Raw genomic sequence first — 12069 nt, 5'->3', positions numbered from 1 at the left:
CGACGGTCTCGGACAGATGCGCGCTCGCGCGCGCAATGTCGCCCTCATGCATCGCCTCGAGGAAAGGGGTGAGGTGGTCTTCGCTCGGCATCGCTGCGGCTCCTGAATATGTGAGGCCCGGCGAGCCCCGCAGGGCTCCCACAACCGAATGCCGGACGCCATTGGAGGGGCGTCCCGCAGGGGGTCAGTTTGCGACGGTCGCGGCGCTAGCCTGGGCCATGAAGAGGTCGACGTGGACCTGCGGCATGCCCTCGAACGTGCCGCCGATCGGCGACGGGCGCTTTGCCTCGTCGATCAGGCGCTGAGCATCTTCGCGCGACACGGGCGTACCAGGCTGCGTGTAGGCGCGCTCGGCTTCCGGACCCGTCGCCTGCAGGTCTACCGACGGAGCGTAGGCCCAGAAGTAGATCGGCGTGCTCGGTTCGATCCGCCAGCTGTCTGCTAGTGAGCCCGCGTCGATGGTATCGAAGCCGATCTTGTCGAAGAACTCGGTCACCGCCTGCTTCGCTCCGGCGTCGTCGCCCGCGATCGGCAGCGTCGTGCGGTTCGCCGAACCCTTCGGCGTCGCGTTGGCCTTCATGTGGAGCCAGCTGAGGTTGTGAAAGCCCTTGACGACCTTCGCTCCCGGCAAACGCCGCTGGATCAGCTCACTGGAGGTCAGCTCAGCCTTGTCGAGGACGTCATTGTTGCCGAATGCGGGATAGTAGTTCGTCTGGTCGAGCACGACCTTGCCCGCGAACTTGTCGGAGGGCAGCTGCTCGGAGGCTGCGATCGGGATCGAGAGCGTGACGATGTCACCCGCCGCGATGGCCTCCTCGGTGGTGCCGGCGCTCGCCAGCGGACCAAGCTCCTCGATCAGGTCCTTGATGGTGTCCGCGCCGCGGGAGTTGCTGATCACCACCTTGTAGCCAGCTGCGGTCGCGAGGCGCGCGACTGCCTTGCCAACGAGGCCGGAGCCGATAATTCCGATAGTTTGTGCCATGAACTTTGTCTTTCTTCATAGGGGGCGGTAGCCGCCGACAGGATTCCTGCGCCGGTGCTGTCCCGCGCGCCCTTCGAAGGACGAGCGCTGCAGCAAGCGACACAGCGAAAATATGGATTTGACCGAAGAGTTAACAGTCCGGCAGCGGGCAACAGACTGTTGTCCCTTGAACCGACAATGGCGCGGCAGGTCCGCGCGATACGGTGACGCCTTAGCCGACCATTGAAATCAAGCTTCCGACGTCGATAGCATGGCGCCAGGCGCCTTGCGTCGAGCTCCGCAAGGAGGTCAGCGCATACACCGGCAAGACGCCTTGTATGGCGCCAGAAGAGCGAGGAAGATCTCTAAGCTCCCTCTGACGCTGGAAAGCCCTTTTTCAAGAGTGTAACTGACCGTTGCTTTCCCACTGGGCGCGTTGGGCACGGCATCGTCGGTATGGCTATGGCACCGACTCATCGCGGACGCCGTTGAACTGCGTCATTTACTCGCAAGCGTCGCGCCTTACGCTCAGCACATCTTGCAATCTTGATGTCGTTTCGTCTGAGCCGAGCCGGGCAGCAGCGGGTCATCTCATCCCGATCCTTGGACATCGCTCGTGAAGTGGTCACGGCAGAGGTCGACGAAACCCCGCACCTTCGGGTCCATATAGCGTGTCGAAGCGAAGACGGCGTGGATGGGCACGGGGATGCGAGCCCAACCCGGTAAGACGACGGCGAGGCCGCCTTCAGCTACGTGCCGCTCGGCCATGTATCGCGGAAGCTGCACGATACCCAAACCTGACAGCGCCAAGTTCATGGCGGCTACGGTGTTGTTGAGGGCGCAGCGCGGTGCCTGCCAAACCTTCTCCGCCTCCTCGCCATTCACCAAGGTCCAGCCCGGGCGACCGCGTGGGGCGTGCATGATAAGGTCGTGCCGCTTGAGATCTTCGACCGTGAGAACACGCGCAGCTCCCCGCAAATATTCGGGAGATGCGTACAAACCGTAAGTCAACTCTCCGAGTCTGCGCGCCGAAAGCTCCGAATCCTGCAACGGGCCGATGCGGATCGCCACGTCGACACCTTCATGAATGATGTCGACGAGACGGTTCGTGTATTCCGCTTCGACGGTTACCTTGGGCCACTTGTGCAAAAACGCGGCAATCCAGCCATCGACCCGCATCGTCCCGAATTCAGCGCCAGCCGTTATCTTAAGGCGGCCCTTCGGTTCTTGCGTCCGCTGAGCGACCGCGGATTCCGCCGCTTCGGCGGCCGCCAAGATCGACGAGGCGCGTTCGAAATAGTCTCGCCCAACTTCCGTCACGCTTAGGTGCCGCGTCGATCGGTTCAAAAGCCGCGCGCCCAGCTTCTCTTCCATTCGCCGCACGATGCGGCTCACTCGCGCCTTGTCGGTTTCCAAGCGTTCCGCCGCCGCAGTGAAAGACCCTTCCGTCACCACAGCGATAAAGGCCTGCATCTCCAAGAAATCTACTGTTGTCGTCATAAACAACACTCTGTCACTTTCTGATCGCATTATCAATATGCGTACAACTGTCATCTTGCATCATTCGCGCACAAGGGACCCCGAGGATGAGCACTGAGGCGATGACGACGAGACTTACCGGACGTGCCGGCCAAGCAACCGGCAACATCCGCCGTCCGCATGCCCGCGCACGTCGCAGCCATGCTGGCTTGCGATCGGTGCCAGCGAAAAAGGCGCTGACATCATGTCCGATAAGCCGAACATCACAGCCGCGAAGGGCTTCTTCGCCGCGCAGCATTGCGGCGATCTTGATGACGCATTTGCCAACTACGTGCATCCGGATTTCAGCTTCGTGGTTTCCTGCGTGTGCAACGACGAACTGCGCGCTGCCATCCCTTGGGCTGGCTACGAGCATCGAGGCCGCGAAGGCTACCGACGCCTAACTGCGCTTCTCTTCTCAGAATACGAACTGCTCGCTTACGAGACCACGCGATTCACCGATGCCGGCACGCAAGTCTTCGTCGAGGGCCATTTCCGCCTGCGCCACCAAGAAACGGCGAGGATCGCCGACAGCGACTTCCTCGCCCGATTCGAGATGCGCAACGGGAAGATCGTCGGCGGCCAGATGTACGAGAGCACCTCAGCCGTTGCCGCCGCTGCGCCGACTGAAAGAAATTTGGTTTCTTGGACACTAAGCTGCGGCAGCCGAAGGTGATCACTGCCAGGGTTTTGATGTCCGGAAATATGTGGGGAAATCAAATGTCGGGAAACGGCGGAGATTGGCCTGGTGTAAATACGCCTTGAAGGGAATCGAACCATAGTCCATCGTCTCGGATACACTAAGCTGCTGTAACTTTTATGCTCAGCGTGGAAGCGTTCGTTCGCGACACATAGGTTCCATCATCGCTTTACGGCAACACATTTCACCTCAGCGAGGAGTCCCTGGTGCGCGAGCTCAGAGACACCTATCCGGGTCCACGCATAGGTTCCCTTCGGAAACACCTCGTTTTTGACAGTCCGGAACACGTCCATGTGCTTGGACATTTCGACGTGATAGCTTGTCATTTCCACGATGTCATCGAACGTGCAATGAGCGGCTTCGAGGACAATCCGTAAATTGTCCCACATAGCTCTGAATTGCTCTGAGGGATCGTGAATAATCTTGAGATCCTTGGTCCGCCCAACTTGGCCGACGACGTAAATTGTGTCTCCGACTTTAACCGCAGGAGCATAGCCTGCTCGGCTGACGATCTCCTGCATCTCGTCGGGTATGATGATCTCTCGATCCATAGTGGTCCTCGCAATCTTTGCTGGTTGCTAGCGGCGCTGGTACATGCGTCGCGAATTTTCAAGCGCCGCTGGATGAAAAAGTACAAACGGCCAGCGATGTCGGGCAATCCTTCACTTCGCCCGCCGGAGTGACATCTGTATATTTGCAGTTGAGATGGAACGGGTTCATCACGCGGCTCAAAATGGTGACGAACCTCACAAGGCGTCAGGCCAACTCAGCCGATGACGCTCTTCATCGTTGAGCCAGAGACGGCTGCGTTTTGAACGGCTCTTTCCCAAGCTCAGGTACATGTCTCGAAATAGCTGCGTCACGTTCCCAGACGTGACACAGCTAGCAAATTCATCGAGACAAGCGCCTTTTGCAGAATGCATGCCGCCGCTACTTGGCAGCTTTGGCTGCTTCCTCGATAACCTTTGCGACTGCAGCGGCCTGCGAGATGTAGATAGCGTGACTACCGTCGATCTCTGTCACCGTTGAACCGGCACGCTTGTACATCCAGCGCTCAAGGTCCGGATTGATCGTCAAATCGTCTTTCGAAACAATCCCGTAGCTCGGCTTGTCGTGCCAAGCGGCAACCGAAACCGGCGCGCTGGTGGCAGCGACTGCGACAGGCATTTGAGACCGGGCCATAAACTCGCCCTGCTCTTTGGGCAGATCCGCCCCGAAATCAGCTGCAAACTTTGCCCGGTCAATAAGCAGGAAACCATCTTTCGTTGGCTTGATATCATTGGTCGGTGACGGCATCGATTGGAGCAAATGTGCCGTGCTTTCGCCCTTTTCCGGCTGCAGTGCCGCAACGTAAACAAGTGCCTTGACCTTGGGGTCATCACCTGCTGCCGTGATGATCGTACCGCCGTAGCTGTGACCGACGAGAACGACGTCTCCGTCCTGCTGATCGACCACACTCATCGTGGCTGCAATGTCCTGGTCCAGGCTTGTCAGCGGCTGCTGCACAATGCTGACATTGTAGCCGTCGCGGGTCAGGATGTCATAAACGCCGCGCCAGCCCGAACCATCCACGAGCGCGCCATGGACAAGCACGATGTTGCGCGCGTCCGCTAAGGCTGGGGCTGTTAGGGCAGCAGAAGACAAAAACGCGGCTATAAGGCCAACGGCCGCTTTACTGAAGTTCGACATGGTCGGTAGTTCCTTGAGTTTTTTGCGTGGAATGACTGAGGCTTTGCTGATCGCCTGAAGGACATGTCTCGCCTCTATCCAGGGAGAGACGGACGTGATCGCTTGCACTTACTGCTTGACGACTATTGGCGCCTTGATCGGCACGCGTTCATAGAGGTCGATAATGTCCTGGTTGAGCAGGCGCACGCAGCCGGACGAAACGGCCTTGCCAATCGAGCGCCATTCTGGATTACCGTGCAGACGGTAGAGCTTGTCCTGGCCGCCAGAGAACATGTAGAGCGCTCGCGCACCGAGCGGATTTTTCAGGCCCGGCTCCATGCCGCCGTTCTCGATCGAGTATTTGACGAGCTCCGGCTGACGCGCCACCATTTCGTTTGGCGGTTTCCAACGCGGCCATTTTTGCCGCCACTGGATGGCACCGTCGCCCTGCCAGGCAAAGCCGTCGCGCCCGATGCCGACCCCATAGCGCATTGCGATTCCTCCCGGCTGAACCAAATAGAGGAAGCGCGAGGGGGTATCGACAACGATCGTGCCGGGCGCCTCGCCCGTCGGGTCGACGACCTGCTGGCGATAGTAACGCGGATCAATCTGCTTGTAGCGGACCGCCGGGATCAGAAAGCCGCCATCTTCGATCGGGCCGTACATAACAGCCAGCTCGGCATCCGTTGGCGCGGGGGCCGGCTGGACGGCACGGATGGTTTCAGGCAACGAACCCGGCCGCCCAGCTGTTTGGCGAGTGCCGGAGATTGACGTGCACCCTGCCAGCGCTGACGCCGCAGCAATCGCCGAGAGCGATATAAAGCTGCGGCGTGATACAGTGTTTTCCAAATGCACGCTCATTCCTCGTCCTGCCACCTGCGCAGATCCGTTTGGTCGTGATAGCCCATGCGGTCGGGTGTGGTGATGAACTCAATCATCGTGCCCCACGGCGTGCGGCAGTAGCAGACCTTGTTCCCTTGGCCTTTCTCGGTGGCATAGGGAATATCGCGCGGCGCGGTTAGAGGCGTGCCTCCTGCCTTCTCAAAGCGTTCGACCGATGCGTCGATGTCGTCGGTATAGACGCCGAAGTGGGTAATGCCGAAATCGCTAGGGCGAACAGGCTGGGCTTGTTGGGGGCCGTGCATTTCGAAAAGCTCGATGTCGGGACCGGTTCCGATCTTGACCATCGCCTGTGCACGGATCACGGTTCCCGGGAATGCGCCAGTGGCCCGTTCGAATTCGGCACCCTGACGCGGCGGATCCTGGGGTCCGAAGGATTGGTAGATCACCTGGCCGCCGAAAGCTTCTACCAGGAATGATTTTGCTGCTTCGATGTCGGGCACTGTGATGCCGATGTGATTGACGCCGCGAATGACAGGTGCGGTCATGACAATTCTCCTTCCTTGTTAAATCAATCGAGCGCGATCGGGCGCAACTCGCCCGCAATATCGAGTTTCGCCCGGCTCAAGACGGGCGGTCGCAGATCCTTAATTTGCCTTGAGAAAATCGATCAGAGCTGCCGTTACTTCTTCCGGCCGCTCGTCCGCGACATAGTGGCTGCATCGCGTAATCGAGCCGCCAGTTACATTGCTGGCGAATTCCTGCAGCATCGGGACCATATGCGCACCGAAGCGATGCTCCCCGCCAAGACCTAAAACCGGTATCTCAAGCGGGTGCTGCTTGTAATCCAACGCGGCTGCATGATCGGCGGCAAGGGTACGATACCATTCCAAGCCGCCTCGCGTGCGGCCAGGGAGGGCCATGGCTTTCGCATAGATGTCGATATCTTCAGGATTGAAGGTGCTGTGATCGTAGAACCGCTCGGCCATGAAGGCCGAGACATAGTCATATTCGCGGCCGTAAATCAGGCGCTCCGGCAGATCCCGGTTAGCATGGAACGCGAAGTGCCAGATCTTTGCCGTCGTCGCCTCCCACTGGCTCCAACCTGGAAGCGGCACATCGAGGACGGCCAGGTGAGTAACCGCATCTCGATAGATAGCGGCCTGCGGCAATGCGACCATTCCGCCAATGTCATGGCCACACACGGCATAGCGTTTATGCCCAAGGGCAAGCATTACCTCGTGCGCGTCGCGCGCCATCGTCGCCTTGTCATAGCCATCAAGCGGGCAGTCGGAAAAACCCGCACCACGCAGATCAATGGCGACCACGCTGAACTGCTCGGCCAGCAGCGGCATGACGTGGTGCCATTCCCACCACGTTTCCGGCCAACCGTGAAGCAGAAGGATCGGCGGGCCGGAGCCTCCCGTGACGGCATTGATCTTGATGCCATTCACCGGCACCAACTGCTGGGTAAACCCTCTCAATGTTGGGATCATAACCTCTTTCCCGTCGATGTTGATGTTAAACAGAGCTAACGACCAGCTCAGGGCTGATCGAAATCGGTAGCGATCGAGATATTGCGCCAGGCGTCGATATCGCTGCGGAACGAAGCCAGCTTTCGTTCAGCGATCGAATGCGCGACCGGGCCGAGCGGCAGATGAAGCGGGGCGTCATCGGCGTCAACCGCCTGCAGGATCACAGCAACCGCCTTGTCGGGATCGCCTGCCTGGTTGCCGTTATTGGTTTCGCGATAATGCCTGCGCGAACTCGCGGCGTATTCTGGCATCTCCTTGGCCGCCATCGTGATCGAACGGCCAAGGAAGTCGGTTCGAAATGGCCCAGGCTCGACGATCAGCACGCGGATGCCGAACGGCTTCAGCTCGCCGGAGAGCGCCTCGGAAACCCCTTCAACCGCAAACTTGGCTGCATTGTAATATGCTGCGCCGCCGCTCCCCGCGATCCCTGCGCCAGACGACAGGTTGACGATCACTCCGCCCGAACGTCGCAGGGCAGGCAAGGCTGCCCTGGTGGTTTCGATAAGACCGAAAACGTTCACCTCGAACATCGGTCGATATTCTTCGGGCGTGCCTTCCTCGAGCGCGCCAAACAGTCCGTAGCCGGCATTGTTCACCAGCACGTCAAAACCCCCAAATGTCTCGACGGCCTTTGCGACCGCGGCATTGGCCGCCGCCGTATCCGTTACATCGAGCGGCAAGGTGATCACGCGCCCCTCGAATGGCCGAGCCATTTCTTCAATCGATTTGACGTTTCGGGCAGTCGCGACAACCTGATCGCCTCGCTGTGCCGTAGCGAGCGCGAGCCGTTGTCCGAAGCCGCTCGAGCAGCCTGTGATGAACCATGTTTTCATGATGTTCTCCGCTTGTTTTCGAAAGATGACTTGAATCTAGAGGTTTAGATTTGTACTTGAAGTGACAGTTTTGTATTTTCAATGTTCATTTTTGTAAGGGCTTGGCCGTGGAATGGAGTGACGTAAAAATCTTCCTTGCGATTGCGCGATCCGGCACGCTCGGCGGCGCTGCGCGTGCCCTTCATACGAGCCATCCGACGGTTGGCAGACGGCTGCGCGCTCTTGAGGAGGCGATCGGCCACACCCTCTTCCAGCGGACCGCGGACGGACTCGTGCTGACCGAGGAGGGCCATGGGATCATCGCGCTGGCAGAGCAGATGGAAGAGGGCGCGCTGGCCATGGAGCGCAGGCTTGCCGGGCAGGAGCAAGACCTCAAGGGTAATCTGCGCATCTCGTCAGCGGACTGGTTCGGCGCCTATGTCCTGCCTCCCATCCTGGCAGATTTCTCGAAAGCCTACCCAAATGTAGACGTCGAGATCCTGACCGGCACTCGCCTGTTCAACCTCGCCCAACGGGAGGCCGACGTCGCTTTTCGTATCGTTCCGTTCAACACTGCCGATGTCATTCAGCGGCGACTCTTCAGGCTCGAATACGGCGTCTACATCGCCGAGGAGTCACATGACCCCAAATTTGGCGACGGGACCGGCTTCCGGCTGATAACCCACGATACGTCGACCGGGCAGTTCCCCGACATCGCATGGCTCGGCGAGAGTTTCCCGAACGCGAGACCCGTGCTGCGATCAAACAACCGTAACGTCCAAGGGCGAATGTGCAAGCAGGGCGTTGGGATCGCCGTCCTGCCGCGCGTGGTGGGCAATCAGATCCCGGGTATCCGCAGACTGGAACTGCCCAAGGCCCCGCCGGCGCGAGACATCTGGATGGGATATCACCGGGACCTACGACGTCTTCAGCGTCTTCGGGCGTTTATCTCGACCGTCTCGGACCACCTCACAAATGCGCCCGCATGGTAAGCCGCCCGAAGAAGATCGATTTTTCCCTGCCGACCGACGGATGCGGTGGGAGACAGGCGCGACAGACAACTTACTTCTCGGCCGCAATCTGCCTGTGCCGCTCCACCACAGCGCCCACGATCATTCTCATCAGCCCTTCGACAACGTGCGGACTGAGGCCGACATCATTGGCGATGCTCTTCAGTCGATCCAATTGGCGACGCTCTCGCTCATTATCGATTGCCGGCATCGCCTGTTCGGCCTTCAAGTGGCCGACTTGCTCGGTACAGCGAAAGCGTTCAGCCAGGATATAGAGGAGAGCTGAATCCAGATTGTCGATGGACTTGCGATAGGACGCAAGTTGCTCTGTCGTATCACGTGTCATCATTTCGAATATCTTCCAAGCAGTTTCATGGGTGCGAGGTGGAGCTTAAAAGATGGGATGCGCAGTGCGACGCGACAGGGCGATCGTCAGCCATATTGCCGAGACCAGGAAGTAGAATGCCCCAACGCCAGCGTACCCCGCGACCGTGGAGATAGAAGGCTCCTGCGGCATTTGCGCTTGAAAGATAAAGAGCGCGCCCGCTAACGCGGATTGGCCACCGCTCAAAATCATCGTCCATTGACCGCCATTCGTTTTCCAGCGCCGCACGGCAGTCCCAAGCTGCAGCAGCCCTGAAAAGATCGCCCATAGACCGAAAGCGCCGAGAACCCAGTTCATGTTCATTGTCAGCGCCAGAATCACGGCTATCGTCATGACAGAGCTCGCTGCGACGTTGATCGCTTGGCTCCGGTTGGCGGCAAGGCCACCGCTCCTGGCGGCATCGACAACGTTCGCGAGTGCATCCCAAGCGGGATAGATGATCAGCAGTGCGGCAGCCACCGCAAAGGAATGCCGTCCGGCAGTCAATGCAGCCGCGACCCACAGCACTGAGAAGGCCGCTCTGGTAAAGTAATACTGCTTGAGCCACTGGTCGTTGCCGCGCGGGGCACGGGAGGTCTGGTTGTTCGACATTGTTTTCTTCCACTTTCTGATTGGTTGATGAGATTGCTCGCGCGAGCTCTGTCAGAAGAAGCCGACATGCTTGCCAAATGGGGTATTCTCGTCCCACTCATGTCGGCCGATCCGATCGCTCTCGCCGGAGAGGTTCCCGACTGGCTCTCGGGAACTCTCGAGGTCCTGTGAGCTGTCGTGAGATGGAACCTTTGCCCCACCGCCGTGGGCGCCCTTCAGGTGCATACGCCTCCTGCCGCTTGGCGACCCATCGGCCGTCAGGATCGGACAGGTTTGATTGATCTCGACCTGTCGTGAAGGCGCGGTCGCTGAAATCGGCATCACTTTCTGGACTTTGCGTCTGCTCATGGATTGTTTTCCCGTGGTTCGCCATTTGATGGCCTTAGATGCCGGCGTACCATTCGTAGCCGCGATCTTCCCAATAGCCGCCGTTCCCGCCCCACAGGCCGGCGAAGCTGTCGACCAGTTCGATGCGCATGATGTACTTGGCCTGTTTGTACCCCAGCTGCCGCTCGACCCTGAGACGCAAGGGCGCCCCGTGGCCGACGCTGAGGTCCTGGCCGTTCATCTCGTAGGCGAGGATGGTTTGAGGATGAACCGCATCGATGAGATCGATGCTCTCGTAGTAGCGGCCGCTGCCATCGAGCGTCTTTTCGAGCTCGTCGGCACAATGCAATACGACATAGCGCGCCGTTGGCTTGACCCCGGTGAGGCGCAACAGATGGGCGAGCGGAACGCCTCTCCACTTGCCGATGGCGCTCCAGCCTTCGACGCAGTCATGGCGGGTGATCTGGGTGCGGGAGGGAAGCGCCTTAAGATCGATGAGCGAGATCTCTCTAGGCCGATCAACAAGACCGTCGATCTTCAGTCGCCAGTTTGCAAAGTGACCTTCCAACAGTTCCGCATATTCATCGCTGTCGGGAGCACTCGTTCCATTGACACGGAAGGAGGGGGAAATGTCCTTTTCGTCAAACTCACGCGCCAGGGCATCGCGCCCCTGAAGCAGTCTCTGCGCCTTCATGGTCAGGTGCTCGGCAGAGCGAAGGACACTGGCAACGTCGGCATTCTGGTCCAGCAGGTCACACCCGGAAAGGGTCAGGGCACTCGCGCCAAGCGTGCCGCCGATGAGAAAGCGGCGTCGGGTGAGAAGCTTGCTCATGATTGTGGGCCTTTTTCCTGGATCGCATAGCGTCCGGTGATCATCGAGCGGATGTTGTTCCAAGTCCCGGACAGGACCACCATTGCCACATGGACGATGACGAAGACGACCAGCGCTGTTGCTGTGATGAAATGGATAGTGCGGGCTGACTGGCGTCCTCCAAAGACATCGGCCAATGCGGGAAGAGCGGCGTCGACGCCGGGTGACATGGTCAGACCCGTCAGCACCATCAGGGGGAGCAGAATGACAATGACGGCTAGATAGGTGAGCTTTTGAAGCGCGTTGTAATGCCTGGCCTCCTCCCCTTCGGGAAAGCGGAGACGGGCGTGGTCGAGAACCTCGCGGCCAAGATGGCGGGGCGAGAGTTCGTGCACCTTCGGTGCAAGGTCTCGCCTGAAATGTCCGCTCAGCAGGCTGAATCCAAGATAGAGAATACCATTGATCACAAACAGCCAGGCAAAGAAGAAATGCCAGCGACGTCCAGCCGCAAGATCCTGGAACGAGGGGATTGTTGCCCAGGACGGGAAAGCTCGCGCAGTCGGCTCCCCATCAACATTGGAAACACCCAAGACGCCGGTTGTAGGGATCTGTAGCCCTGCGACACGCAAGAAGCCGCTTGGCGTCCCTACATCGTCGTCGGAGCCGATTGCCAGAACGGCGGGGTCGCCGTTCGCGCCATAATGACCCCAATAAAGCTCAGGGTGGGCATTGAAGATCTGCAGCCCGCTCAAAAGGAGGAAGCTCAGGCAAAGCACGTTCAGCCAGTGCGTAAGCCGCGTCACAACGGAGTGGCGGCGGATGAAGATCGTCCGAGGATACTGAACATTGTCATTGGAACCGGTTGCGCTCATCTCAGCGTCTTTCATCTGTGGCATTTTACGGCTGCAGTT

Annotated in this window: 14 protein-coding genes; 2 read left to right on the top strand and 12 right to left on the bottom strand. The window is 59.2% G+C overall.

Going from position 1 to position 12069, the window contains the following annotated elements; all coding sequences use genetic code 11:
* Nucleotides 1–184: 184 nt before the first annotated feature.
* Entirely contained in the window at nt 185–982 is a 798-nt protein-coding gene (locus tag FY112_RS27225; protein WP_151519709.1) for an NADPH-dependent F420 reductase, read from the bottom strand.
* Between the two features lie 570 nt (nt 983–1552).
* The gene (locus FY112_RS27220) at nt 1553–2461 is read right to left on the bottom strand and encodes a LysR family transcriptional regulator (RefSeq protein ID WP_077980745.1); all 909 of its coding nucleotides are present in this window, start codon (nt 2459–2461) and stop codon (nt 1553–1555) included.
* Between the two features lie 223 nt (nt 2462–2684).
* Between FY112_RS27220 and FY112_RS27215 the strand changes: the two genes are divergently transcribed.
* Nucleotides 2685–3155 carry a nuclear transport factor 2 family protein gene (locus tag FY112_RS27215; RefSeq protein ID WP_077980478.1) on the top strand — a complete coding sequence of 157 codons (471 nt, stop codon included), beginning with the start codon at nt 2685–2687 and terminating at the stop codon, nt 3153–3155.
* Nucleotides 3156–3340: 185 nt separating this feature from the next.
* On the opposite strand, the gene FY112_RS27210 is transcribed toward FY112_RS27215, so the two are convergent.
* The 6 genes from FY112_RS27210 to FY112_RS27185 all read right to left on the bottom strand — a co-directional run bounded on the left by FY112_RS27210 (nt 3341) and on the right by FY112_RS27185 (nt 8055).
* Nucleotides 3341–3730, bottom strand: a complete 390-nt coding sequence (locus FY112_RS27210; RefSeq protein ID WP_077980479.1) for a RidA family protein — start codon at nt 3728–3730, stop codon at nt 3341–3343.
* Between the two features lie 379 nt (nt 3731–4109).
* Complete coding sequence (locus FY112_RS27205) at nt 4110–4868, bottom strand: alpha/beta hydrolase (protein WP_077980480.1); 759 nt, start codon at nt 4866–4868, stop codon at nt 4110–4112.
* 108 nt (nt 4869–4976) lie between these two features.
* Nucleotides 4977–5708, bottom strand: coding sequence for a L,D-transpeptidase (locus tag FY112_RS27200; RefSeq protein ID WP_077980481.1), 732 nt, complete (start codon nt 5706–5708; stop codon nt 4977–4979).
* A complete protein-coding gene (locus tag FY112_RS27195) occupies nt 5705–6235 on the bottom strand; it encodes a VOC family protein (protein WP_077980482.1) in 531 nt (176 codons plus the stop codon). Before FY112_RS27195 ends, FY112_RS27200 begins: the two co-directional genes overlap by 4 nt.
* 99 nt (nt 6236–6334) lie before the next feature.
* Nucleotides 6335–7183 (bottom strand): alpha/beta hydrolase, encoded by an 849-nt coding sequence (locus FY112_RS27190; RefSeq protein WP_077980483.1) that lies wholly within the window; start codon nt 7181–7183, stop codon nt 6335–6337.
* A 47-nt stretch (nt 7184–7230) separates the two neighbouring features.
* The gene (locus tag FY112_RS27185) at nt 7231–8055 is read right to left on the bottom strand and encodes an oxidoreductase (RefSeq protein WP_151519708.1); all 825 of its coding nucleotides are present in this window, start codon (nt 8053–8055) and stop codon (nt 7231–7233) included.
* A gap of 107 nt (nt 8056–8162) precedes the next feature.
* On the opposite strand from FY112_RS27185, the gene FY112_RS27180 reads away from it, so the two are divergent.
* Nucleotides 8163–9026, top strand: coding sequence for a LysR family transcriptional regulator (locus FY112_RS27180; RefSeq protein ID WP_151519707.1), 864 nt, complete (start codon nt 8163–8165; stop codon nt 9024–9026).
* Nucleotides 9027–9096: 70 nt separating this feature from the next.
* Here FY112_RS27180 and FY112_RS27175 read toward each other — a convergent pair whose 3' ends face one another.
* The 4 genes from FY112_RS27175 to FY112_RS27155 all read right to left on the bottom strand — a co-directional run bounded on the left by FY112_RS27175 (nt 9097) and on the right by FY112_RS27155 (nt 12030).
* Nucleotides 9097–9393: a chorismate mutase gene (locus FY112_RS27175; RefSeq protein WP_151519706.1), complete on the bottom strand. Its 297-nt coding sequence runs from the start codon at nt 9391–9393 to the stop codon at nt 9097–9099.
* A gap of 42 nt (nt 9394–9435) precedes the next feature.
* On the bottom strand, nt 9436–10020 hold the full coding sequence (locus FY112_RS27170) for a DUF308 domain-containing protein (protein WP_151519705.1): 585 nt from the start codon (nt 10018–10020) through the stop codon (nt 9436–9438).
* Between the two features lie 382 nt (nt 10021–10402).
* Complete coding sequence (locus tag FY112_RS27160; RefSeq protein ID WP_077980488.1) at nt 10403–11179, bottom strand: molybdopterin-binding protein; 777 nt, start codon at nt 11177–11179, stop codon at nt 10403–10405.
* A complete protein-coding gene (locus FY112_RS27155) occupies nt 11176–12030 on the bottom strand; it encodes a cytochrome b/b6 domain-containing protein (protein WP_077980489.1) in 855 nt (284 codons plus the stop codon). The genes FY112_RS27160 and FY112_RS27155 overlap by 4 nt, the downstream gene beginning before the upstream one ends.
* Nucleotides 12031–12069 lie beyond the last annotated feature (39 nt).

This window comes from Rhizobium sp. PEPV16 (assembly GCF_008919455.1).
Classification (GTDB): domain Bacteria; phylum Pseudomonadota; class Alphaproteobacteria; order Rhizobiales; family Rhizobiaceae; genus Rhizobium; species Rhizobium leguminosarum_Q.
Note: the sequence above shows the minus strand (reverse complement) of the source record. Positions and strands in the feature narration are given on the sequence as shown.

Excerpts from the sequence above, each read along its gene's own strand:
- FY112_RS27160 (WP_077980488.1), bottom strand. The coding sequence starts at position 11,179 with ATGAGCAAGCTTCTCACCCGACGCCGCTTTCTCATCGGCGGCACGCTT.
- FY112_RS27205 (WP_077980480.1), bottom strand. The coding sequence starts at position 4,868 with ATGTCGAACTTCAGTAAAGCGGCCGTTGGCCTTATAGCCGCGTTTTTG.
- FY112_RS27190 (WP_077980483.1), bottom strand. The coding sequence starts at position 7,183 with ATGATCCCAACATTGAGAGGGTTTACCCAGCAGTTGGTGCCGGTGAAT.
- FY112_RS27185 (WP_151519708.1), bottom strand. The coding sequence starts at position 8,055 with ATGAAAACATGGTTCATCACAGGCTGCTCGAGCGGCTTCGGACAACGG.
- FY112_RS27220 (WP_077980745.1), bottom strand. The coding sequence starts at position 2,461 with ATGACGACAACAGTAGATTTCTTGGAGATGCAGGCCTTTATCGCTGTG.
- FY112_RS27175 (WP_151519706.1), bottom strand. The coding sequence starts at position 9,393 with ATGATGACACGTGATACGACAGAGCAACTTGCGTCCTATCGCAAGTCC.
- FY112_RS27195 (WP_077980482.1), bottom strand. The coding sequence starts at position 6,235 with ATGACCGCACCTGTCATTCGCGGCGTCAATCACATCGGCATCACAGTG.
- FY112_RS27200 (WP_077980481.1), bottom strand. The coding sequence starts at position 5,708 with ATGAGCGTGCATTTGGAAAACACTGTATCACGCCGCAGCTTTATATCG.
- FY112_RS27170 (WP_151519705.1), bottom strand. The coding sequence starts at position 10,020 with ATGTCGAACAACCAGACCTCCCGTGCCCCGCGCGGCAACGACCAGTGG.
- FY112_RS27155 (WP_077980489.1), bottom strand. The coding sequence starts at position 12,030 with ATGAGCGCAACCGGTTCCAATGACAATGTTCAGTATCCTCGGACGATC.
- FY112_RS27210 (WP_077980479.1), bottom strand. The coding sequence starts at position 3,730 with ATGGATCGAGAGATCATCATACCCGACGAGATGCAGGAGATCGTCAGC.
- FY112_RS27225 (WP_151519709.1), bottom strand. The coding sequence starts at position 982 with ATGGCACAAACTATCGGAATTATCGGCTCCGGCCTCGTTGGCAAGGCA.
- FY112_RS27215 (WP_077980478.1), top strand. The coding sequence starts at position 2,685 with ATGTCCGATAAGCCGAACATCACAGCCGCGAAGGGCTTCTTCGCCGCG.